Origin of the sequence: Rossellomorea yichunensis (assembly GCF_032337515.1) — a bacterium.
GTDB lineage: Bacteria > Bacillota > Bacilli > Bacillales > Bacillaceae_B > Rossellomorea > Rossellomorea yichunensis.
Genome location: NZ_JAVYAD010000003.1, coordinates 437,685 through 459,193, shown reverse-complemented (window position 1 = coordinate 459,193; position 21,509 = coordinate 437,685). Strand labels below are relative to the sequence as shown.

15 protein-coding genes and 1 other annotated feature are annotated in these 21,509 nt (G+C 41.5%); of the genes, 3 read left to right on the top strand and 12 right to left on the bottom strand.

Annotated elements, in window-relative coordinates; genetic code table 11:
* Nucleotides 1-3 precede the first annotated feature (3 nt).
* Nucleotides 4-1,884 (top strand): polymer-forming cytoskeletal protein, encoded by a 1,881-nt coding sequence (locus tag RSX31_RS10100; protein ID WP_315634449.1) that lies wholly within the window; start codon nucleotides 4-6, stop codon nucleotides 1,882-1,884.
* 37 nt (nucleotides 1,885-1,921) lie between these two features.
* Here the strand turns inward: RSX31_RS10100 and RSX31_RS10095 are convergent, their stop codons facing one another.
* The 4 genes from RSX31_RS10095 to RSX31_RS10080 form a co-directional block, all read right to left on the bottom strand.
* Nucleotides 1,922-4,813, bottom strand: a complete 2,892-nt coding sequence (locus tag RSX31_RS10095; protein WP_315634448.1) for a vWA domain-containing protein — start codon at nucleotides 4,811-4,813, stop codon at nucleotides 1,922-1,924.
* 122 nt (nucleotides 4,814-4,935) lie between these two features.
* Entirely contained in the window at nucleotides 4,936-6,648 is a 1,713-nt protein-coding gene (locus RSX31_RS10090) for a sensor domain-containing diguanylate cyclase (RefSeq protein WP_148995845.1), read from the bottom strand.
* A gap of 111 nt (nucleotides 6,649-6,759) precedes the next feature.
* Nucleotides 6,760-8,064 carry a bifunctional folylpolyglutamate synthase/dihydrofolate synthase gene (locus RSX31_RS10085; RefSeq protein ID WP_262371938.1) on the bottom strand — a complete coding sequence of 435 codons (1,305 nt, stop codon included), beginning with the start codon at nucleotides 8,062-8,064 and terminating at the stop codon, nucleotides 6,760-6,762.
* Nucleotides 8,065-8,206: 142 nt separating this feature from the next.
* A complete protein-coding gene (locus RSX31_RS10080; protein WP_315634447.1) occupies nucleotides 8,207-10,858 on the bottom strand; it encodes a valine--tRNA ligase in 2,652 nt (883 codons plus the stop codon).
* A gap of 70 nt (nucleotides 10,859-10,928) precedes the next feature.
* Nucleotides 10,929-11,155: a binding site (T-box leader), on the bottom strand.
* A 164-nt stretch (nucleotides 11,156-11,319) separates the two neighbouring features.
* Between RSX31_RS10080 and RSX31_RS10075 the strand changes: the two genes are divergently transcribed.
* Nucleotides 11,320-11,508, top strand: a complete 189-nt coding sequence (locus tag RSX31_RS10075) for a hypothetical protein (protein ID WP_044339496.1) — start codon at nucleotides 11,320-11,322, stop codon at nucleotides 11,506-11,508.
* 36 nt (nucleotides 11,509-11,544) lie between these two features.
* Here the strand turns inward: RSX31_RS10075 and ysxE are convergent, their stop codons facing one another.
* The 8 genes from ysxE to hemA form a co-directional block, all read right to left on the bottom strand.
* A complete protein-coding gene (ysxE, locus tag RSX31_RS10070; protein ID WP_148995847.1) occupies nucleotides 11,545-12,573 on the bottom strand; it encodes a spore coat protein YsxE in 1,029 nt (342 codons plus the stop codon).
* Nucleotides 12,574-12,706: 133 nt separating this feature from the next.
* Complete coding sequence (gene spoVID, locus RSX31_RS10065) at nucleotides 12,707-13,924, bottom strand: stage VI sporulation protein D (protein WP_315634446.1); 1,218 nt, start codon at nucleotides 13,922-13,924, stop codon at nucleotides 12,707-12,709.
* Between the two features lie 361 nt (nucleotides 13,925-14,285).
* Nucleotides 14,286-15,578 (bottom strand): glutamate-1-semialdehyde 2,1-aminomutase, encoded by a 1,293-nt coding sequence (gene hemL, locus RSX31_RS10060; protein WP_315634445.1) that lies wholly within the window; start codon nucleotides 15,576-15,578, stop codon nucleotides 14,286-14,288.
* Nucleotides 15,579-15,633: 55 nt separating this feature from the next.
* Entirely contained in the window at nucleotides 15,634-16,608 is a 975-nt protein-coding gene (gene hemB / locus RSX31_RS10055; RefSeq protein WP_315634444.1) for a porphobilinogen synthase, read from the bottom strand.
* Nucleotides 16,609-16,635: 27 nt separating this feature from the next.
* Nucleotides 16,636-17,427 (bottom strand): uroporphyrinogen-III synthase, encoded by a 792-nt coding sequence (locus RSX31_RS10050; protein WP_315634443.1) that lies wholly within the window; start codon nucleotides 17,425-17,427, stop codon nucleotides 16,636-16,638.
* Complete coding sequence (hemC, locus tag RSX31_RS10045; RefSeq protein WP_148995851.1) at nucleotides 17,427-18,359, bottom strand: hydroxymethylbilane synthase; 933 nt, start codon at nucleotides 18,357-18,359, stop codon at nucleotides 17,427-17,429. Before hemC ends, RSX31_RS10050 begins: the two co-directional genes overlap by 1 nt.
* Nucleotides 18,360-18,376: 17 nt before the next feature.
* On the bottom strand, nucleotides 18,377-19,210 hold the full coding sequence (gene ccsA, locus RSX31_RS10040) for a cytochrome c biogenesis protein CcsA (protein ID WP_148995852.1): 834 nt from the start codon (nucleotides 19,208-19,210) through the stop codon (nucleotides 18,377-18,379).
* Nucleotides 19,211-19,225: 15 nt separating this feature from the next.
* Nucleotides 19,226-20,578 (bottom strand): glutamyl-tRNA reductase, encoded by a 1,353-nt coding sequence (hemA, locus tag RSX31_RS10035; protein ID WP_315634442.1) that lies wholly within the window; start codon nucleotides 20,576-20,578, stop codon nucleotides 19,226-19,228.
* 394 nt (nucleotides 20,579-20,972) lie between these two features.
* Here hemA and RSX31_RS10030 point away from each other — a divergent pair, with 394 nt between their 5' ends.
* On the top strand, nucleotides 20,973-21,461 hold the full coding sequence (locus RSX31_RS10030; RefSeq protein WP_148995854.1) for a LiaI-LiaF-like domain-containing protein: 489 nt from the start codon (nucleotides 20,973-20,975) through the stop codon (nucleotides 21,459-21,461).
* The last annotated feature ends 48 nt before the right edge of the window (nucleotides 21,462-21,509 follow it).

The following is a 21,509-nucleotide window of genomic DNA, read 5'->3' as shown; positions in this document are numbered from 1 at the left end:
AGCTTGTTAACCAATCAAAGAGGAAATGCCTTACTTACCGTATTAATTACATCTCTTGTTATGGTGACAATCGGTATGGCTATCATAAGTTCGACGATAGGTGGAGCGAAACGAACCGAAGTCAGAGAGACCGACATTGACATTACATATGAAGGGCTAAAGGCAGCTGAAGAAATTTCATCCAAGCTTGTCTATCAATTGCAGCCCTCAAGAGAGTTAGAAATGAGCAAATTGACACCAGCAAATATCAATACAAAAGTAGCAGATTTTTTTCAATCTTCCATTCTTCCATCCTATCAGTCTCTTGATAGAATAAAATGTGTCACAGTCATTGATGTGAGCGGGACCAGTGCAATAAACCTGCTGGGTGACACCTGTACCAAATCCAATATCCCTGATTTCAAAACCTTTGAGCTGGACTATCTTGGTACCAACCTTACGAGAGTATATGAAATCCTGATTCAAACAAAGAATCCTTCTTCTGAACAAGGGAAAGTCGAAAAGACCGTTAGAAAGAGGATCATTTTATCGCCCGTCCCAAGCTTCCTCAAGTATACTCTAGGCTCAAGAGAACAGCTTCGATTGAACGGATCTCCACATCTGGTTGGTAACATCTATGCTAACTCTTTAGGCATAAGTGAAGAGGCAAACTACCAGCTTTCTAATAAAAAGGATAAAACATTCCCGGCACCATTTCCCTCCGTTATCGGGGACTTGTATACAAGCTATAATAAAGCGAATTATGAACATATGAAAAGCTTGATAACTTCAAATCAGTTCTATCCGCTAATAGAACCTCCCAAAGTAAAACAGGATAGTCAATTTACTGATATTTCATTTAATCAAACGTATGAAGAAGAGGTTAGCAAAGTATTAGAATCTCTTGATCTATCAATAAGAAATGACGGTACCCAAACAAATTTAATGACCGCAATCAGAACGGCTCTTCTTTCAAATTCCTTCTCTCCTGCTCTTGTAGAAGGTGGGATATTGAATGAAAACTCACAGGGGAAGGTTAAAGTGAGTGGAAATATTACTATTAGAGGGCTACGGAGTTCAGGGGTGGACCTGCTTGTAGATGGTGATGTAAATATTATCTCAAGTTCTCCAATGAAGGTCGGGAATATTATTTCGACTGGTAATGTGACGATTTCTAATTTAATTGGGGAAATGACCATTGATAATATCGTTGCAGCAGGAAGAGTATCAATAGAGGCAAATTCACCCGTAAAGCTGGAGGAGAATATAGTTAGTTTTGATAATATCTCTTTTCAATCACAGAATTCCACTTCGGTTATAGCGGGGAATGTATTTTCAGGCAGGAATTTAACCATACTGGGCGATGCCAATGATCCATCCGGTGAGAATGATGAAATTAAATTTGATTCCGTCATTTACGCAAAGGGAAAAACAAGCATTTCCAACTTGAATATTACCGGTAAAGAAGATGAAGATGGTACTAACAATACTGGAAAATTAATTTTACTCTCAAGAGGAGAGTTACTGTTAACACGAATGAATGAATTTCAGTATTATGCTCAGGAGAGTGAAAAGAATGAATTCCATTTGTTGCCGGATCCAGTTGAAAGTATCAAGCCGTTACAAGCTTTCTTCTACACTGACAGCGACGCTACCCTTTATGGGGTTGGTTCATTATTTTATGTTAACGGAGGTGTCTTTTCAAAAGGAAACCTTACAGTGAATGCTGTGCGTGGGGACGTAGACAATATCGATGACGCATATCAGAGCTCCCCCTCTAAGCAGCAAGAGAAATTGTCAAGATTCATCGTAAACTATAACAAAGATGTCCTTCTTTCTAAACTGGATACTTTACCAAAGGTTGAAGCACTCTCATTAATAAGTGATGAGATCATAGTTGAATGAAAAAAGGGAGGTCCATCAACGTGGGCCTCCCTTCTTATCACCATCTTCCATCGATATCCCCGTCTCCGGTCTCCGGATTTTCGGTTTCATCATCTCCCGCAACGACTTCAAAAATCGCTATCGCCTTTAAACGAGGGTTTTCTTCAGAAGTAACCGTTATGGTCGTCACCCCTGCATTTTTAGGTATGACCTTCCAAACTCCATTTTCTTGCACGATGTCTACAACATTGTTACCTGTGTCGAAGACGTTCTTTATGTTTTTATTGGTTGCATTTTCAGGATTGAATACTAAATGAGAGTGTATATCGAACGCGTTCCCTTCAAGCAATAGAGTGTACTTCGATTTTGTGAAGTCCATGCTTTTCAAATTTACAATCCTTGACTTAACAATGACTCGAATCAACTTTTTGTATTTCCCATTCTTAGTTTGAACTTCCACTAAATCTTCGCCGGGATATAATCCTGTCATCCGGTTCTCTTTGGTGGAATTGACTTGACTGTAAGAGGAGTTGATCATTCCGTCATCACCTTGCAGAACCTTCACATTATAATTATTGTTCGGTTTTCCAAACGGGAAGATATCGATATTGAATGACTGAGTTTCTCCTACATATAATTCAATTAGTGAAGGTACACGTATTAAATCGTCACCCTCGATCCAAATGGTTTTTTCAATAATATAATCCTCGATTGCAAAACCGCCAACGGCTTTTACCCGGATTTCATTCTTCCCGAAACGTTCAATGGTTTTCGTTTCTCCCAACTCAATTTCTGTCCATTCTCCAGTAGTTTCTTCATCATTAAGAAGTTGATAGTTGTAAGAAACATCCCTTCCAGGAATACCGTTTGAGAGATAGAATTCCACTTCATTCGATACAGAAGAACCATCATCTAAAATTTTATCAGTGAGTGGGTCTTTAACAATCAATTCAGGAACGAATGGTAAAATGGCTGTCCCGTTATCCCTGTAGCTGATATTCAGGTGGGTTGGGCTACTGACTAAAGACTTTACAGGCATAATCGGGTATCGACCATCCACTCCAGCTTCCAGTGATGCTACAACATTTTCCGTTTGCCCCTGTATTTTCACCTTTTTGATCGTACCGTTTGAATAACCATCAAATGCAAATTCTTTTCCATATTGCAGCTGACGAGTTCTAACTTTCGCACTGATTTCGTTATTATTCGGGCTTAGATTACTACTTACTTTGTTCCCGTATCTTGAATCGACATAATAGACTTTCGCTTGTGGCATTTTTACATTATTTATGGCCCAGACGGCGTTCATTGTTACAGGTATCTCAAGTACAGGTATAGTAAACGCACCGTTTTCAAAGCTCATCTTTTGTTTAACATTAATGATGGCAATTTTCTGTCCATTCATATTCTGGATTGATATATCCGGACTTTCTTTAACAATGATCCCCTCAGGTAAGGGCTGGTGTATAATGATCTCACTTAAATAACCTTTTGCTTTCGGATTTACCAATCCGCCAAAATCCAGTTTGAACACTCCGGTAAAAGTATTCGTTTCTTTTCCATCCTCAATAATTAAATTGAACAGGTCCTGATTGATTCTATTTAAGTCTACCCTTCCTGTTACCGATGCGGGTGCATCATCTTTCACTTCAATCGTCACCGACTTTTTATCACTTGAGCGAAAGTCTGTTTCTTCTGCCGTTTTATACTGCACTTTCAAATCCTTAAACGTATAGGATCCCTTTTTAGAGAATTCCACCGGAAGTGATACTGTAATTGGTGTCGGTACGCCCTGTCCTACTTCATATACTGTGGAAAATGGCAGATACACTGTATTATTAATCACGTTGTATTGATTTTGGTCAACTGTCACATTTTCCGGCAACTGTACGACGATTTCTCCATCCAATTTGACTGAATTTAATTTATTCGCCAATTTTTCAAATGCATCGGAGACACTTCCTTCACTTGCTTTGATGAAGCTACCCGACGTTTGTTGTGCCAGCATTTCAAGATATCTGTCATCAAGATCTCCTTCACCGTAACCCAGTGTGTGCATGGTGATTTTATCGTTGTAGATCTCCTTGGATACTTCGAGACCTTTTTGTTTGATCAAAGCCTCCATTTGCTGACTGTTGGTTTCCAGCTCACCAGGGTTGTACCAACCAGCATTAAATGACGTACCATCCATAGTAAATGACGGAATGTATAAAGACTTCAATTTACTATTATCAAGGGAATATATTTTATGCATCCATCGATTGTAACTGTATCTATTTTGAAAGTCATATACCAATTGTTGATCGCTCTCGACAACATTTGTTTCACCGCAAAAAAACCAAAGTGGCCTCGTACACACCTCTTTTTTCACTTTTTCGACCGCCGTCGCAATCATCGGCTGTCCATCAGTTAAGAAGACAATATACTTTTCATTCTTGGAATCTTTCAGCATATTCTTCGCTGCACGCAAGGGGTCTGTGTAATTGGTGCCTCCATAAGCGGTGGTATGTAACATCGAAGTTTTAATGGCATCGAGGTCATTACTTAATGGAAGTATCGTTTCTATATCTGAAGAAAACGTTATAAGAGAGAATCGATCATTACTTTGTTTGTTCTTCTCAAAGAATTGTAAGGCATTGGTCACCCCATCCTTTGCATTTTGCATTTTATCCCTGGTACTATTCATCGATCCCGATTTATCAAAGACAAAAACGACGTCTATAGGAGGTCGATTCGTTTCTTTCACCTCTCCTATTGGATTGATATGAAAGTCTAATGAAGCTTTGGCATTACTATCCACTGGTTTTACAATTACTTCCTGGGACGGGGTAACATTGAAGTCTACTTTTAAATCTGCAGTTCCCTTGGCATAGGTGCCGGTTGAATTTAAAATAAATGCTAGAAAGAGGATGAAAAGTAATAGTAGTGAAATCTTTCCCTGAATTCTCATAATATCCCTCATTTGGTTATCCTATAATGCTTTTATTATATCAATCTTCAAACTATTATAATAGGACTAAATGCTCAAAAACAAAGAAAAAAGATGTCTATTGTCGAATAGACACCCTTTAACTATTTCATATACTGAGCCACCCGATTCCGCCCGGCCTGTTTCGCCCCCGTATAAAGCGCACGGTCTGCATGACGGATGAGCGCCAGGGTATCTTCAGCATCTTCAGGTGCGGTCGAAACTCCGATGCTTGCGGTGATCCGGACCATCATTTGTTTGTTGGATTCATCCAGGCTATCATGGATGGTGAAGGGGTTGTTGGCTATCGCACTCCTGACATGCTCTGCCAGGCTGAGCGCTTCATCCCGATTCGTATCCGGAAGGAGGATGACAAATTCCTCCCCTCCATACCTCGCAACCGTTCCCCTGGTATCAATCAGGGTACGAAGGCGGTCTGCAAGTTCAATCAGGATTTCGTTACCGCTCTGGTGACCATAGTTATCGTTGATGACCTTAAAATGATCAAGGTCGAGCATGATGAGGGAAAGACTCTTCCTTTTCCCAACATCGAGATGACTGAATTCCAGGTACAGGAGATCTTCAAAATAGCGGTAATTATATAGTCCTGTCAGGGCACATCTCTCACTGTTCTTCTTCGTCCGTTCATGATGCCTGGCATTTGCGATCGCCACTCCGAAATAGGAGCATAAAATATCGACGATCATCAATTGATATTTTTCATAGGCTTTCTTTTTGGAAGAAGCCAATAGAAGGATTCCCCGTACCTTTTGACTTCTTACAATGGGTACGCACAGAACGCTTTCCACTCCATCTGGCATGTACCCTTCAGCGATCCCGGTCCATTCAGATCGTGAAGTATAGAGGACGGACTTCCCTGTTTCCCATACTACACCGCTGATACCCTGGCTTTTCTTTAATGGTCGCAGGTTATTAGACTTCATTTCTCCCTTTTCAACCCGTCTTAACAGGACAAGTTCTTCTTCCTGGCAGTCAAGGATATAGGCATATTCAACCGGAAGAGTCTCAATGATCTTCTCGATGAATATATCAAGCACTTCATTTACTTTAAGGCTTTCCGTTAATTGGTGACCGATTTCACCCGCTTTTTGAAGGTATTCATTGATCTTTTCAGAAGAGTTATACATCTTCAAGATGATAGATAAGCTCACAAAAGGGATACCAATCAATAAAGAAGCAACGGCTCCCAGTTCAAACGTTAAATAATAGAGAGATAAAGAAAGGGGGAACATGATCATGTTTGCCGTAAAATCCCATACAAAATCCTTGCTGTAAAAGCGGACATCACTATTTACCAGATAGTGTTGATATAGCAGGAGCAGTATCTGGTTAACCATGATCGATACGATTTGATAACTCAGGATAGGGAGTATTAATTGATTTATATCTCTTAATCCGACTTCTCCACCAAATAAAAAATAGACTAGACCACTGACTAATGAAACGATAAAGAACATGACAGAATTCAAGGGGATTCTATGCCAATCATGTTTAGTCAATTGAAGCCGGATGAGTAATGGAATAATTGAGAACTGCATGAGGATGATTTCAACAAATAAACCATACTTTATGAACCCTACAAGTGTCACCCACTGGATGAAGAAGATGGTCGCACCATTTATCACAATGGGCATAAGCGGGATAAAGGTAGCAAAAGCCACCAATGTTAAGAGCTCTAATTCATTTCCTGCAATATTTTCAGGAGGATAGTATTGATATGTAATATACAAACCGGCGGGTACAACTGAAAGCCAGGTCAGTAATATGTAAAGCTTCTTCTTTACTGATAACGTCATATCTATCCCCCATAGGCCACAATCAATTTAATATAGTTCGATCATACTATACTAGTTAAATAGTCACAAGTTTAAGAATATTTTATCAAAGCAGTTCAATAAAGTCACTTATTATTTTCTGTAATTTTCCAGTTGGTCCACCAGATATGGTTTTACCTCAGATAAAAAGTAAAGTGAACCTGTTATTAACAGCACTTCTTCTTCTTTCATTCCTTGTATTTTTTCAGTAACGTAGTCTCTCCATTGGTGAACTTTCTTCTTGTTTGGATGGGAAGATAATTCATAAAGCTCTTCAACTGAAGCGACCCGTGGAAAGTCAAAGGTTGTAAATCCGATTTCCTCCACCGCTTCTTCCAATTGAGTGATCATCGGTTTTAATTCTTTGTCGTGGAGTGCCGATAAAAGAACAGTTACTCTTTTATTCATAAAGCGGTCCTTAATGGTTTTCACCAAGGCTTGTACCCCTTCAGGATTATGGGCACCGTCAATATAAATCCCGGGATTGTATGATAGAGCTTCCATTCTGCCTGGCCATGATGCCTTTTTTAACCCCTCTTTGATATGCGTGCTTGCTATATTATGCTTTTCACTAAGAAGCTCTATCACTTTAATTGCAATCGCTGCATTATTGATTTGGTGTGCACCAATCATGGAAAGCTCATACGTTTCATTCTGAACGGGAGATGTGTAATGGAATCTCTCACCTCTTTCGAGTAAGGCTTTTTGTTCCACAGAAAAATCCTCTCCAAGTTCAAACAGGTCACTATTCATTTCCAACGCTTTCTTTCTTATCACTTCAGCCGCTTCTTTCTGGTGAACCCCTGATATGACAGGAACAGAATGTTTGATGATCCCAGCTTTCTCAAAGGCTATGTCTTCTAATCTGCTTCCCAGGAATTGCATATGATCCAGACCGATGCTCGTAATGACTGAAACCATAGGTGTGATGACATTCGTCGAATCAAGCCTTCCTCCAAGCCCAACCTCATAAAGGACGAGGTCGACCGGTTGCATTTCAGCAAAATAATAAAAGCTCATAGCTGTTATGACTTCAAATTCAGAGGGGGTTCCCCATTCAGAATGCTCCATGCTTTCTGCAATGGGTTTGATCTTTTCCACAAGAAGAGTTAAATCTTCATCTGATACAGGCTCTCCATTAATGCTGATCCTCTCATTGAACCTCTCAAAATAGGGTGAAGTAAAGGTGCCGACTGAATACCCTGATTCCTGTAATATATTTCGTAAATAAGTGACAGTAGAACCCTTTCCGTTTGTACCCCCGATATGAACGGTTTTAAGCTTTTCATGAGGATTCCCAAGCTTCTCTAGTAAGTACTGCATTCTCTCTAGACCCGGCTTGATTCCAAGTCTTAGTCTTGAGTGTATCCATCCAACGGCCTTCTCATAGGTTAACAATTTCAGTCACTCCCCTTAAGGTTTCATTAGAAAGAGGGCTCAGGTCGGGGCAGATTGCCGGAGAGAAAACCTTGATGCATCCCCTCAACCTCAACAATCAGACCCGATTCTAAAGCCCTCTTCTTATCCTCTGATCAAAAGATTATAGTGATTTAAGCTCTTCAATTCTTGCTTTAACAGTCGCTTGTTTCTCTAAATAATCTTTTTCTTTTGCTTTTTCCTCATCCACTACATTTTGAGGCGCCTTGCTCACAAATTTTTCGTTGTTTAATTTGCCTTGAACGCGGGAAACTTCTTTCGTCCACTTCTCCAGTTCTTTTTGAAGACGGGCAATCTCTTCTTCGATGTTGATTAATCCTTCTAATGGAAGGAATAAGTCTACACCTGTTACAACCGCCGTCATCGCTTTATCCGGTGTATCTAAATCTGTACCCATTTCCAGCTTCTCTGGATTACAGAACTTTTCGATATACGCTTTGTTCTTCTCGATGATCGTTAGGGTGTGTGCATCTTTTGCTTTCAGCATCAAGTTGATCTGCTTGCTCATCGGAGTGTTTACCTCTGCACGTACATTACGTACAGCACGAATGATGTCAACGAGCAGCTTCATCTCTTCCGCTGCCGCTTCGTCTGTAAGTTCATCTTGAACCGTCGGCCATGCAGCTACAGTAATGGATTCGCCTTGATGCGGCAAGTTCTGCCATATTTCCTCGGTAATAAACGGCATGAATGGGTGTAAAAGTCTCATTGTGTTGTCGAGTACATAAGCCAGAATCGAACGGGTTGTTTTCTTAGCCGCTTCATCTTCTCCATATAGAGGCAGTTTCGCCATTTCAATATACCAATCACAGAAATCATCCCAGATGAAGTTGTAAAGAACGCGTCCCACTTCACCAAATTCATATCGATCGGCTAATCGTGTCACGGTTTCGATTGTTTCATTTAAACGGGTAAGAATCCATTTATCCGCAACTGATTTTTCGCCGGAAAGATCGATTTCGTCATACGTCATTCCGTCCATGTTCATAAGGGCGAAGCGTGATGCATTCCAGATCTTATTCGCAAAGTTCCAAACAGATTCTACTTTCTCAAAGGAGAACCGAAGATCCTGCCCCGGCGAGCTGCCTGTAGATAGGAAGTAGCGAAGGGAATCTGCACCATACTTTTCGATGACATCCATCGGGTCTACACCATTACCTAATGACTTACTCATCTTGCGTCCATCTGCATCCCGAACGAGTCCGTGAATCAGTACGTCTTTAAATGGACGTTCTCCTGTGAACTCCAGTCCTTGGAAGATCATGCGCGATACCCAGAAACCGATAATATCGTAGCCGGTCACAAGTGTATTCGTTGGGTAATAGCGTTTAAAATCTTCTGCATCCAGATCCGGCCAACCCATCGTTGAAAACGGCCATAGAGCTGAACTGAACCATGTATCCAGTACATCCTCTTCCTGTGTCCAGTTTTCAATGTCCTTCGGCGCATCGTTGTTTACATAGATTTCGCCTGTTTCTTTATGATACCAGGCCGGGATGCGATGTCCCCACCAAAGCTGACGGGAAATACACCAGTCTCGCGTGTTTTCCATCCAGCGCAGGTAAGACGTTTCAAAGCGATCAGGTACAAAGTTGACCTTATTCTCTTCCTGCTGAAGTTTTACCGCTTCTTCTGCGAGAGGATCCATCTTAACGAACCACTGAGTCGATAGATAAGGCTCAACCACCGCTCCACTTCTTTCTGAGTGACCGACTGAATGCATATGCTCTTCAATCTTGAATAGAACTCCTGCTTCTTGTAGGTCCTTTACAATTTCTTTGCGGCACATAAAACGATCCATGCCTTGGTATTTATCCGCCTTGTCATTCATCGTTCCGTCTTCGTTCATCACAAGAACGCGTTCTAAGTTGTGACGATTACCGATTTCGAAGTCATTCGGATCGTGAGCAGGCGTTATTTTCACTGCACCGGAACCGAATTCCATATCAACGTAGTCATCTCCTACGATCGGAATTTCACGTCCCACGATTGGAAGGGTAACGTTTTTGCCGATTAAATGTTTGTAGCGATCATCTTCCGGGTGAACCGCAACTGCCGTATCACCAAGCATCGTTTCTGGACGTGTTGTGGCAATTTCAATGTGACCACTTCCATCAGCCAACGGATATCTCATATGATAGAATGCACCTTGTATATCCTGGTGAATAACCTCAATGTCGGAAAGGGCCGTTTTCGTTGCCGGGTCCCAGTTGATGATGTATTCACCACGGTAAATCAGGCCTTTGTTATATAGGTCTACAAATACCTTTTGTACAGCTTCCGATAAGCCCTCGTCCAACGTGAAACGTTCACGGCTATAATCTAAGCCTAATCCAACCTTAGACCATTGCTGACGGATATGCTCAGCATATTCTTCTTTCCATTTCCATGTTTCTTCTACGAACTTTTCACGACCTAAGTCATAACGTGAAATGCCTTGATTGCGAAGTTTTTCATCTACTTTTGCCTGTGTCGCAATCCCTGCATGGTCCATACCCGGCAGCCATAATACATCGTAACCCTGCATGCGCTTCATTCTAGTCAGGATATCTTGCAGCGTTGTGTCCCAAGCATGACCAAGATGAAGTTTTCCTGTTACGTTCGGAGGAGGAATGACAATTGTGTACGGCTCCTTCTCCTTATCGTTTTTGGCTTCGAAATATTTACCTTCCAGCCACCATTTGTATCTGCCCTGCTCAATGGCATTGGGATCATATTTTGTCGGCATGGATAATTGCTGATCTTGAGTTTCCATTTGTTTTCCTCCTATAGTAGTGCGAATAACTACACTTTTCTAAAAAAAATAAAAAAATCCCCCGTCCTATGAAAAGGACGAAGGATTCCATTCGCGGTACCACCTTTTTTCTCAGGAGAAATAAGCCTCCTGAACTCTCGACGATCATAACGGCTTTTAACCGGCTTCTACTACTGAAATTCATAGAAACAGCTCTTCAGGCGACCTTCCATTGTCTTAACGTAGAAAATCTCTCAGCTAATGATTTTCCTCTCTGAAAGTAAGGATCAATGTACTCTTCCTGTTCATTGCTTTTCAGGTATTATTTATTTACTCATTATAGTATAGGAAAAGATAAACTTTCGTCAATCATTATCGCCAATTTTCCATGAAAATATTCATTTCGCCTACTCATGCACCATTCTTTTTCTCAATTCATAGAATAAAGTAGTGAATATACCCAGGAAAGTGAGTGGACGAATATGAAGAAAATCAATCAATACACCATGCAGAAATGGATGGGGAACGCCCGGTTAATATGTAAGCAATTCATCATACCCTTTACGATCTTTCAAGGGGTCCGGACCATTTTGCTTCCCACCACTTTTGATGTCCTTCTTTTAACTCTTTTTATCGGTATAGGCCTTGCCATTTATTTCGATTGGATTTAATGGACTGACGAAATGTGGACTTCGCCAGTCCTTTTTTCATTCTGCCTCGGCCGCCTGCTCCTGCTTCTTTTTTTCCATTTCATCTAAACGCATGACCACGTATTCCGTGTTTTTCAGAAGCCAGTAATGCCGTTGCAGCTTCTTAAGAGATTTCCGTTCATTCCGTTTATCCTTCGCTGTATGAAAATACTTTTCCACCACAGCGATGACAGAACTTGGATAAGCCAAATAACTCATGAACAGGAGCCGCTCCTCATTACGGACGGTAAAATGCTGAAAATAGGTGGTTAGCCACTCGATACATTCCTCATAATACTTAGGATAGGTTTTCAATGTTCTGGACAAAAACGGCAGCAGGTCATGGAAGGGTGATGCCATTTTTGAGTTCTCAAAGTTGTGAAAATACCCCATGCCTCTCTCATCGAATAAAAAATGCTCCGTCGATATCTTTCCATGTGTAATGACCGTTCTGACCTTCTCAAGCTCCTTCGTTTCCTCATACCATTCATCCAGCATTTTCCGGGAAAATTTCAGTGCCTGGGAAGCGTCCTTATAGTACATGCAAAAATGGAATTGAAAAGGAGACATATACGTTGTCCTTTCACATGTTTCCACATATTCATCGAGAAACTGCTGTTCTTTATCCCATCTGGATGTCAGCTGCTCGTAATGAGATTCTCTCTCTTCTTTATCAATCTTTACTTCTTGAGAGGAGAGAGTATGAAGTCTTGCCAATTCCCGGAACATTTTCTGATGCTTTTCAAATTGATCTTCCCTTTCCTGGTTCAAGAGCCAGGGCATGACATAATATAACTGCCCATCGTTCCACACCGCATAGCGCCCATCCAATGTCGGATAGATCGGTACGATACGGTTATAGCCCCTTTGAAACAACATCTGTACATTCCTGACAAAATCAACTCCAGTTTGGGCGGTCAGCTGCTTTACAGCAAGTGTCCCTTTATTGGAGAATACTTTGGAAATCTTCCCGTAATTCTCAACAAAATGGGGTTCGACACCATAAGGTTGTAAGACAGGCTTTAATCCCTCCAGCGTTTGTACCATACCTCTCACCTTCTAAGATTACTTTTCTAAAAAAAACGGACTAACTCCAATGAATTTGGTGTCAGCCCCGTAGTTCCTTCTATATTGCAATTGCGCTCTTCTCAGATGGGAGCGACCTTGCTATATTCCTTTTTTAACCCTTGAAGACAAATTCGCTTTTCGGGATATATAGAACCTGCCCTACATAGACGTCTTGATTGGCTTCAAGCTGATTGACCCTCAATAGCTGAGGAATGGTCAGATCATACTTTTCTGCTATATAATCCAGCGTCTCTCCCTCTTGAACGATGCATACCCTTAATGTTGCACCCCTTTCCTCTTCTTTTCTCGCAAAGAAATCGGTAAGGGAAATGCTCTCATATTTCTTTTTACCTTTAGTCTTTTTCTTTTCATCCTTCTCTTCTTCGCTATCTTCCATTTCTGCTTCTACTGCGGATGATGAAGAGGACTCTTCTTCCTCCTCCTGCTGATTATATTTAGGAGGCGGTGTGTAGGCTGTCTTTGGTGCAGCCGGCTGTTCTTCAGATGACTCGCTCAGTTCATGCTGTGGCATTTCAAACACGTTTTCTTTTCGGAAATAATTTTCCTCAAAGGTATGAGCAGGCTGAGCATCGTATTGAATCTGTACAGGTATCTCATCGTCTTCTTCAGATGGCGGTGTCCGACCTTCCAGATTAAACGGCTGGTACTCGTCGTCTGCAGAATCCTCTTCTTCCTCCTGTTCTTCAACGTTCGCCGTTAATTCTTCCACGTCGTAGTTCTCATACTCGTATACTTCTTCTCTTTCTTCTTGCTCTTCCTCTGTCTCTATTTCTTCTTCGGTTGTTTCCTCTTCTACTTCAGCAACTGCACTCGAACGGTATAGCGGCTCGTAATCTTCCTCTCTGCTAAATTCAGCTTCAAGGGGAGTGTGCGTCTGCTGTTCTCCATAAATCCCTGTAATCGTCAGATCGGCATTCAATTTTAAGCAAGCATTCTCAGGAACCATATAATCGAATGACTCCACGAACACGTCGATATCACCAAGATTGGCAATTCTATTTTTCGGAATCGTCACATCGACCGGGAAACGGTGGACAAATTCATACTCACCTTTTTCCCTCTTTTCAACTATTTGGACAAACTTACCACCCGCTTCAAACTCATCCTCTTCTTCATCCCTCGGTGAGGTTGGTAAATATTCACCGGAAAGATCAAGGCTTCCCCTGATAAGTACATACTGCTCTTGCTCTTGTATCGTTATATGAGGATCTAAGGAGATAGATAGCAATTCTTCAACTTCCTGTCCTTTTTTAAACCAAATTGATTCTTCCAAGGAAAATCGCAAACACGATTGTTGTTCTTGTGACAAAAGAAATTCCTCCTTTCAGGTTCCAAACAAAGAAATAGTAAACAATGCCATTATCACTTTATGAACTGAAAAGGAGGAATATGATAGGAAAACGAAAAGTTGTGGGTAGTGTGGGGATTTTGATTTAGAAACCGGGGTGTGTTTCGGATTGATGTTGGTCGTTTGGAATTATCGACCGTTCTTTTAATTTATCAACAGTTATTTTGATTTATCGACCGTTATTTTGATTTACCGACCTTCAGATGGATTTATCGACCGTTTTTTCAAGATATCGGCTGTTCTACAATATTCGACACACTCCTGCCATCCCCGCTTCCGTAAAAAAATAGCCGATCCCTATAAAAAGGATCGGCTATCATCATTACTTCTTACTAATCTTTTCAAACGCTTTTTCAGCAGCTTCAAGGGTCTTTTCAATATCTTCATCTGTATGAGCGGTAGATAAGAAAAGTCCTTCAAATTGGGAAGGTGGTAAGAATACTCCTTCATGGGCCATTTCACGGTAGTAATCGGCAAACATCTCCAGGTCTGATGATTTCGCACCTTCGTAGTTGGTTACTTCTTCATTGGTGAAGAAGATCCCGATCATGGAACCGGCACGATTGATTCTGTGAGGGATGTTATGCTTTTCTGCCGCTTTCTTTAAGCCCTCTTCCAACAGGTCTGCTTTGCGTGCGAACTCTGTGTATGTTTCAGGAGTCAGCTGGCTCAGTGTTTCGTATCCTGCCGTCATGGCCAATGGATTCCCTGAAAGGGTTCCGGCTTGATAAATCGGACCGCTTGGAGCGATTCTTTCCATGATTTCAGCTTTACCGCCGTATGCACCTACCGGCAGACCTCCACCAATGACTTTTCCTAAACAAGTTAAGTCCGGAGTTACATTGTAATAGCCTTGGGCACATCCGTATCCGACACGGAATCCAGTCATGACTTCATCAAATATCAGCAGAGAACCATGATTTTCCGTTATTTCACGAAGGCCTTCCAGGAAGCCCGGCTGAGGTGGAACGACACCCATATTACCTGCAACAGGTTCTACGATCACACCAGCGATGTCATCACCAAATTGTTCAAAGGCATAACGGATGCTTTCCAAGTCATTATAAGGCACCGTAATCGTATTCTTTGCTACGCCTTCAGGTACACCAGGGCTGTCGGGCAATCCGAGAGTCGCAACACCTGATCCTGCCTTGATTAATAAGGAATCTCCATGACCGTGGTAGCAGCCTTCGAACTTGAGGATTTTATTGCGTCCAGTGTATCCACGCGCAAGACGCAGGGCACTCATCGTCGCCTCCGTACCAGAGGACACCATACGGACCACTTCGATACTTGGAACTCTTTCAATGACTAATTCGGCAAGTTTGTTTTCAATCTCTGTCGGGGCACCGAAGCTTGTCCCGTTTTCCGCTACTTTTTTAATGGACTCCACCACGCGGTCATTGCTGTGCCCAAGAATGAGTGGTCCCCAGGATAGAACATAGTCAATATATTCATTTCCATCGATATCGTAAATTTTAGCTCCTTTTCCTCTTTCCATGAAAATAGGATCCATCTTTACAGATTTGAATGCCCGTACAGGACTGTTTACTCCGCCAGGCATCAGTTTTACTGCTTCTTTGAACGCTTGCTTCGATTTCTCATATGAACGCATTCCGGTTTCCTCCTTTAGTGATCTTTTCGTCATCCTTACAGGAACTTTCCACCATTTAGGATAACCAATTCGCTACATCTTTTGCGAAATACGTAATAATAAGGTCTGCACCCGCACGTTTCATGCTTGTCAGCTTTTCCATTACGATTTCCTGTTCGTTTACCCAGCCGTTTTGAGCCGCTGCTTTCACCATGCTGTACTCTCCACTTACGTTATAAGCGACAACAGGGGCATTAAAACGGTCTTTCACTTCCCGCATGATATCTAAATAGGAAAGGGCAGGTTTGACAATTAAGAAGTCTGCGCCTTCTTCTATATCCGATTGTGCTTCTCTTAACGCTTCGAGGCGATTGGCAGGATCCATCTGATACGTTCTGCGATCTCCGAATTGCGGAGTAGAGTGTGCGGCATCACGGAATGGACCATAGAAGCTTGAAGAGTACTTAACGGCATATGACATGATCGGCACATCATGATAGCCGGCCTCGTCCAATCCGTGGCGGATTGCTGCAACGAATCCATCCATCATATTCGAAGGAGCAATGATATCAGCTCCTGCTTCAGCCTGGCTTACCGCCGTTTTTGCTAATAAATCAAGCGTAGGATCATTCAGTACTTTTCCATCTTTAACGATTCCACAATGTCCGTGGCTCGTATATTGACATAAACAAGTATCGGCAATGACGACAAGCTCAGGATAATGTTCCTTCATAAATCGGGTTGCTCTTTGGACGATTCCATGGTCATGATATGCTTGGGTTCCTGCCTCATCTTTTTCAGCTGGAACACCGAATAAAATGATGGATTTGATACCTAAGGAAACCACTTCATCCATTTCCGCTTTTAAGTTATCCAGGGAAATGTGAAAAACCCCTGGCATGGAAGGAACGACATTCTTAATATTTTCCCCTTCAACTACAAACAGTGGATAAATTAAATCTTCTTTTCTTAGATGAGTTTCCCTTACTAACGCACGCATATGATCTGATTGACGCAGGCGGCGATGACGGTTAAAATGCAGGTCTTTCATGTGTAAACCTCCTAAGTAAATAAAGCTTTATTTTGATGGTCTATTCGTGATAAATTCTTTCATTTCGTTTACCATTTCATTTACAGTATAAATGCCTGGACAAATTTTTACATGTAATCCGTACTTTTCAGCCGTATTTTTTGTAATGGGACCAATGCAGGCAATGGGTATGTCCCCGATTTTATCATGAAGATTGTACTGATTGACCACCTTCATAAAATGATGAACCGTTGATGAGCTGGTAAACGTAATGATATCAAGTTGTTCTTTTTCAATGATGTCCTTCAACTGACCGATGCACCCTTCTGGAAGGACGGTTTCATAGACGATCCATTCCTGACAGGATACCCCTGCAGAGGCCAGCTCTGAAGCAATGACGTTTCTTGCCAGGTTCCCTTTGGGGATCAGAACGTCTCCTGAAGGCTTCACTTTCGAAATGAATTCGTCTGCAAAGTCATCTCCTGTAAAATGATCGGGCACGAAGGAAACAGGAATCCCATATTTCCTGCAATATTGTTCCGTTTTACTTCCGACTGCAGCAAACTTCCCGGAAAAAGAAGATAAATCGAGCTGTAATCGTTTCAATGCTTGTAGAAAGAATCTTACTCCATTTTTGCTTGTGAAAATAATCCATTCGTACGTATGTATGGTTGTGTGAAGATTCGTTTCCCACTCATCTTCATGAGGTTGAAAATGAAGGAGCGGCACCACAATCGGAACCCCTCCCACGTCTTCAATGAGGGAAGCCGTTTCACTGGATCCCTCACTTCCGCGAGTAATCAAAACCTTTATGTTTTCTAAAGGCCCTTTACCCTTCATTATTGATCTAGCTCCTCTTTCACCTGATCGATTAAAGCCTTGGCTCCCAGGTCTGTTAAGCTTTCAGCGACTTTCTCCCCTACTTGCTGAGGATTTGGTCCCACCATGTATTCTTTATAAATCGTTTTTCCATCAGGTGAAGCTACAAGCCCCGTTAGAGCTACGTCCCCATTGTCTTTCAGCTCAGCAAATCCTGCAATCGGCACCTGGCATCCGCCTTCCATTTTATGAAGGAACGCTCTTTCAGCCGTAACGGTCTCAGTCGTCTCAACACACGCAAACTTCTGAAGAAGCTCCAGCAACTCAGAATCATCTTCCCTGCATTCAATGGATAACGCACCTTGACCGACTGCAGGCAGGCAAAGGTCTGGATCAAGGAATTCCGTTACAACATCTGATGTCCAGCCCATACGTGATAACCCTGCCGCTGCAAGGATGATCGCGTCGTAATCCTCATTTTTAAGCTTCGATAAGCGCGTATCGATATTTCCACGTATCCATTTGATTTCAAGATCCGGACGAACGGATAAAATCTGTGCCCCTCTTCGCAGACTGCTCGTTCCTATGATTGCACCGCCAGGTAAGTCTTTAAGCGCCACATGATTTTTACTGATGAACGCATCTCGGTGATCCTCGCGAATCGGTATACATCCGATGGTCAATCCTTCAGGTAAGACCGCAGGCATGTCTTTCATACTGTGAACGGCCATATCGATCTCTTTATCCATCATCGCTTGTTCAATTTCTTTTACAAACAAGCCTTTTCCGCCGACTTTTGACAGGGTGACATCAAGGATCTGGTCCCCTTTTGTAACGATTTCCTTCACTTCGAATTCGTAAGAGGGATCCAGTGCTTTCAACTGATTGATCACCCAATTTGTTTGTGTCAGTGCTAATTTACTTCGTCTCGATCCAACAATGATTTTTCTCATAATGACCTCCTGAAAACTTATGAATACCAGAAATGAAATGAAGACAACCTACTACCCAAGAAAAAGTTAATTAAAATGATCAAAAAGGCTGCAACATTAAGAAAAGCTAAAGATTTACCAAATACGTTCTTTTTAATGCGAAGATATAAATAACTACTATATAAAATTAATAGAATGAATGACCCTACTATTTTCGGATCATACCATAGGAATTCCGGCAGTTTGATGTATGCCCATTGCAGCCCCAGTATCAAGCTCAATAGAAGCATGGCTACACCAATGGAGTTCGATATATATGAAATCTTTTCAAGTTTGGACAAATCGCTGATCCGCCATAACCTTTGTCCCCATTTTTTCTCCTTCAAAAGTTTAAATTGCAGGAGGTAAAGCAAGGAAAACACAAAGGATAGTGAAAATGCCCCATACGAAAGGATGGCCATCGTAATATGAATCAACAATAATTCAGATACGAGCTGTTCTGCCATCGCCCGTGACTCAACCTGTACCGGTGCAAACGTATGGATCGCCATGATGATGAATCCCAGTACATTTGTAAAGAACACCGTAAAATCCACTCTTAATAATCGATTGATGACAAGTGATAGTGTAATGAGGACCCAGGCATAAAAATAAAGTCCCTCAAAGATGGTGAGGACTGGAAACCTGCCTGTATTCATCATGTATAGAAATAAAAAGATTGTTTGAAGGATCCAAACAATCGCAAGTAACCAGAAGGCAAACAGATTCGCCTTCCGGTTTTTGTTTAAGAAATCTATAAAGTAAAAGAGAATACTAATAGCATACAGAACAATCATAAGTTCATGCAGCCTAGTCATCGTTTGTTCAAACATAGACAATAACCTCACTTATGCTTGAAAAGAAGGTTGTGGTACAAGCTTAAGATCGCTCTCAGTCTTTTCATTGGCTGCTTTCACTTGTTTCTGCTCTTGCACTTGTTGTTCAATACTAAAGATATTGATGAATAAATCCAGTTTATCTTCAGCATCAGGAAGTCCTGCGAATTCCTTCGCTTGAAGGATCGGATCCTTCAACAACTGATTGATTATACTCTTCGTATGCTTATTTAACACTTTTCGCTCCCGATCAGTTAAGTCGGGCATTTTCCGTTCAATGCTTTCCATCGTTTCAGCTTGAATGGAAAGTGCTTTTTGTCGCAGTGCTGAAATAACCGGAACAACTCCAAGCATATTCAACCACTCTTTAAAAGCTACAATTTCAGCTTCAATCATGATTTCGATTTCCTCAGCGGCTTTCTTTCGCTCAGCCAGGTTCGCCTGAACGATGCCTTCTAAATCGTCGATATCATAAAGGAAGACACTTTCTAATTCTCCGATGGAAGGATCCAGGTCACGAGGTACCGCAATATCCACCATGAAAAGAGGACGTCCCTTCCTCATGCTTTCCACATGTGACATCATTTCTTTTGTAATGACAAAATCCTTTGCACCGGTAGAACTGATCATAATATCCGCCTCTACAAGGGCACATTGAAGCTCCTTCAATGTTTTGGCATTACCACTGAAACGGTCTGCCAAGGTTTGAGCCTTTTCAAACGTACGATTGATGACCGTCACTTTAGTGGCTCCGCTGCCATGAAGGTTTTGGATCGCAAGTTCTCCCATTTTACCGGCACCAAGAATAAGAACATGCTTTTTCTCCAGGCTGCCGAATACTTTTTTAGCTAATTCAACGGCTGCATAGCTGACAGACACAGCATTGGAACCAATATCTGTTTCAGAGTGACCCTTTTTCGCTACCGTCACTGCCTGCTTGAACAGATGATTAAATACTGTACCAGTCGCACCTGACTCCTGTGCATTCAGGAAGCTTGAACGAATCTGTCCAAGAATCTGGGTTTCCCCCAACACCATTGAATTCAATCCGCACGCAACCTTAAAAAGGTGTTCGACCGCTCCTTCTTGTTCATAAATGAAAAGATAAGGCGTGAACTCCTCTTTATCTATATCGAACCATTGAGATAAGAAATCTTTAATATAATAACGACCTGTATGAAGCTGATCCACTACTGCATAGACTTCCGTTCTATTACATGTAGAAACAATCACATTTTCCAGAATGCTCTTCTTTTCCTTCAAAGCCTTCATAGCGAAAGGAAGATCAGTTTCATTGAATGATAAACGCTCACGAATCTCAACAGGGGCCGTTTTGTAATTCAAACCAACGACTATTGTATACATGCTATGCACTACACCCCCAACTAAAATCATTACTCTTATTATAACATGTCCTAAAAAGCTCCCGACACCAAAATGTGAACAGAAATTGAAACCTAAGTATGATACATTTATAAAGGAAAGAAGGCATGCTTCTTCCGATACTTGCAAAACATTCATTTCATCATATACATTTAAGATTAATAAAGAATGTGCATGAAAGCATTTTCAATTCTAAAAAAATCTTCTATATTTCGACATTCCCTACTAATGTAGGGTACCAAAACAAGCCTAAAGAATCAAGTAATGGAAAGGTTTTTCGCCTGGACATCCGGGCTTATTATCATTAGTATGTATTATTTTCCCTGAAAAAACAGCATTTAAAACATTTAGTATTAAAAGATACGGGAGGAAGAGTATGAAACAACAACAAAGAATTTTCCCAGGAATGATCTTAATCGGCTTTGGGGCATACTTTTACTTACAACAAGCGAACATAGTCCTGTTTCAGGAGTTCTTCACGTGGCCAACTTTACTGATGATTGTTGGATTTGCTTTTCTCGGACAGGGATATGGCGGGAGAGATTATGAAGCGATATTACCGGGTACGATTCTCGTTGGATTCGGTCTCCACTTTCATGTTGTCAATAAACTCGAAATCTGGCCGGATCACATGGGGACTTTCATTCTGATCATTGCATTGGGTTTTCTGCTCAGGTACCAGAAAACGAGAGCAGGGCTATTTCAAGGGGTGCTCTTTTTAACCCTTTCTATTATTCTCTTATTCTATGACAAAGTGGTGGGATGGTTTGGTTTCATAGGAGGAAATGTGGAGACTGCATGGGAATTCTGGCCGATTATCATTATTGGAATCGGTGTCTACTTATTGTTTATAAAGAAAAAATAGTCCTGAATAATCCATAATAAAAGCCCGGAATTTGCTCCGGGCTTTTGT

What these genes read in the sequence shown, in the direction of transcription:
- RSX31_RS10095 (WP_315634448.1), bottom strand. Translation starts at nt 4,813, where the DNA reads ATGAGAATTCAGGGAAAGATTTCACTACTATTACTTTTCATCCTCTTT.
- RSX31_RS10090 (WP_148995845.1), bottom strand. Translation starts at nt 6,648, where the DNA reads ATGACGTTATCAGTAAAGAAGAAGCTTTACATATTACTGACCTGGCTT.
- RSX31_RS10080 (WP_315634447.1), bottom strand. Translation starts at nt 10,858, where the DNA reads ATGGAAACTCAAGATCAGCAATTATCCATGCCGACAAAATATGATCCC.
- RSX31_RS10075 (WP_044339496.1), top strand. Translation starts at nt 11,320, where the DNA reads ATGAAGAAAATCAATCAATACACCATGCAGAAATGGATGGGGAACGCC.
- ysxE (WP_148995847.1), bottom strand. Translation starts at nt 12,573, where the DNA reads ATGGTACAAACGCTGGAGGGATTAAAGCCTGTCTTACAACCTTATGGT.
- hemL (WP_315634445.1), bottom strand. Translation starts at nt 15,578, where the DNA reads ATGCGTTCATATGAGAAATCGAAGCAAGCGTTCAAAGAAGCAGTAAAA.
- hemB (WP_315634444.1), bottom strand. Translation starts at nt 16,608, where the DNA reads ATGAAAGACCTGCATTTTAACCGTCATCGCCGCCTGCGTCAATCAGAT.
- RSX31_RS10050 (WP_315634443.1), bottom strand. Translation starts at nt 17,427, where the DNA reads ATGAAGGGTAAAGGGCCTTTAGAAAACATAAAGGTTTTGATTACTCGC.
- hemC (WP_148995851.1), bottom strand. Translation starts at nt 18,359, where the DNA reads ATGAGAAAAATCATTGTTGGATCGAGACGAAGTAAATTAGCACTGACA.
- ccsA (WP_148995852.1), bottom strand. Translation starts at nt 19,210, where the DNA reads ATGTTTGAACAAACGATGACTAGGCTGCATGAACTTATGATTGTTCTG.
- hemA (WP_315634442.1), bottom strand. Translation starts at nt 20,578, where the DNA reads ATGTATACAATAGTCGTTGGTTTGAATTACAAAACGGCCCCTGTTGAG.
- RSX31_RS10030 (WP_148995854.1), top strand. Translation starts at nt 20,973, where the DNA reads ATGAAACAACAACAAAGAATTTTCCCAGGAATGATCTTAATCGGCTTT.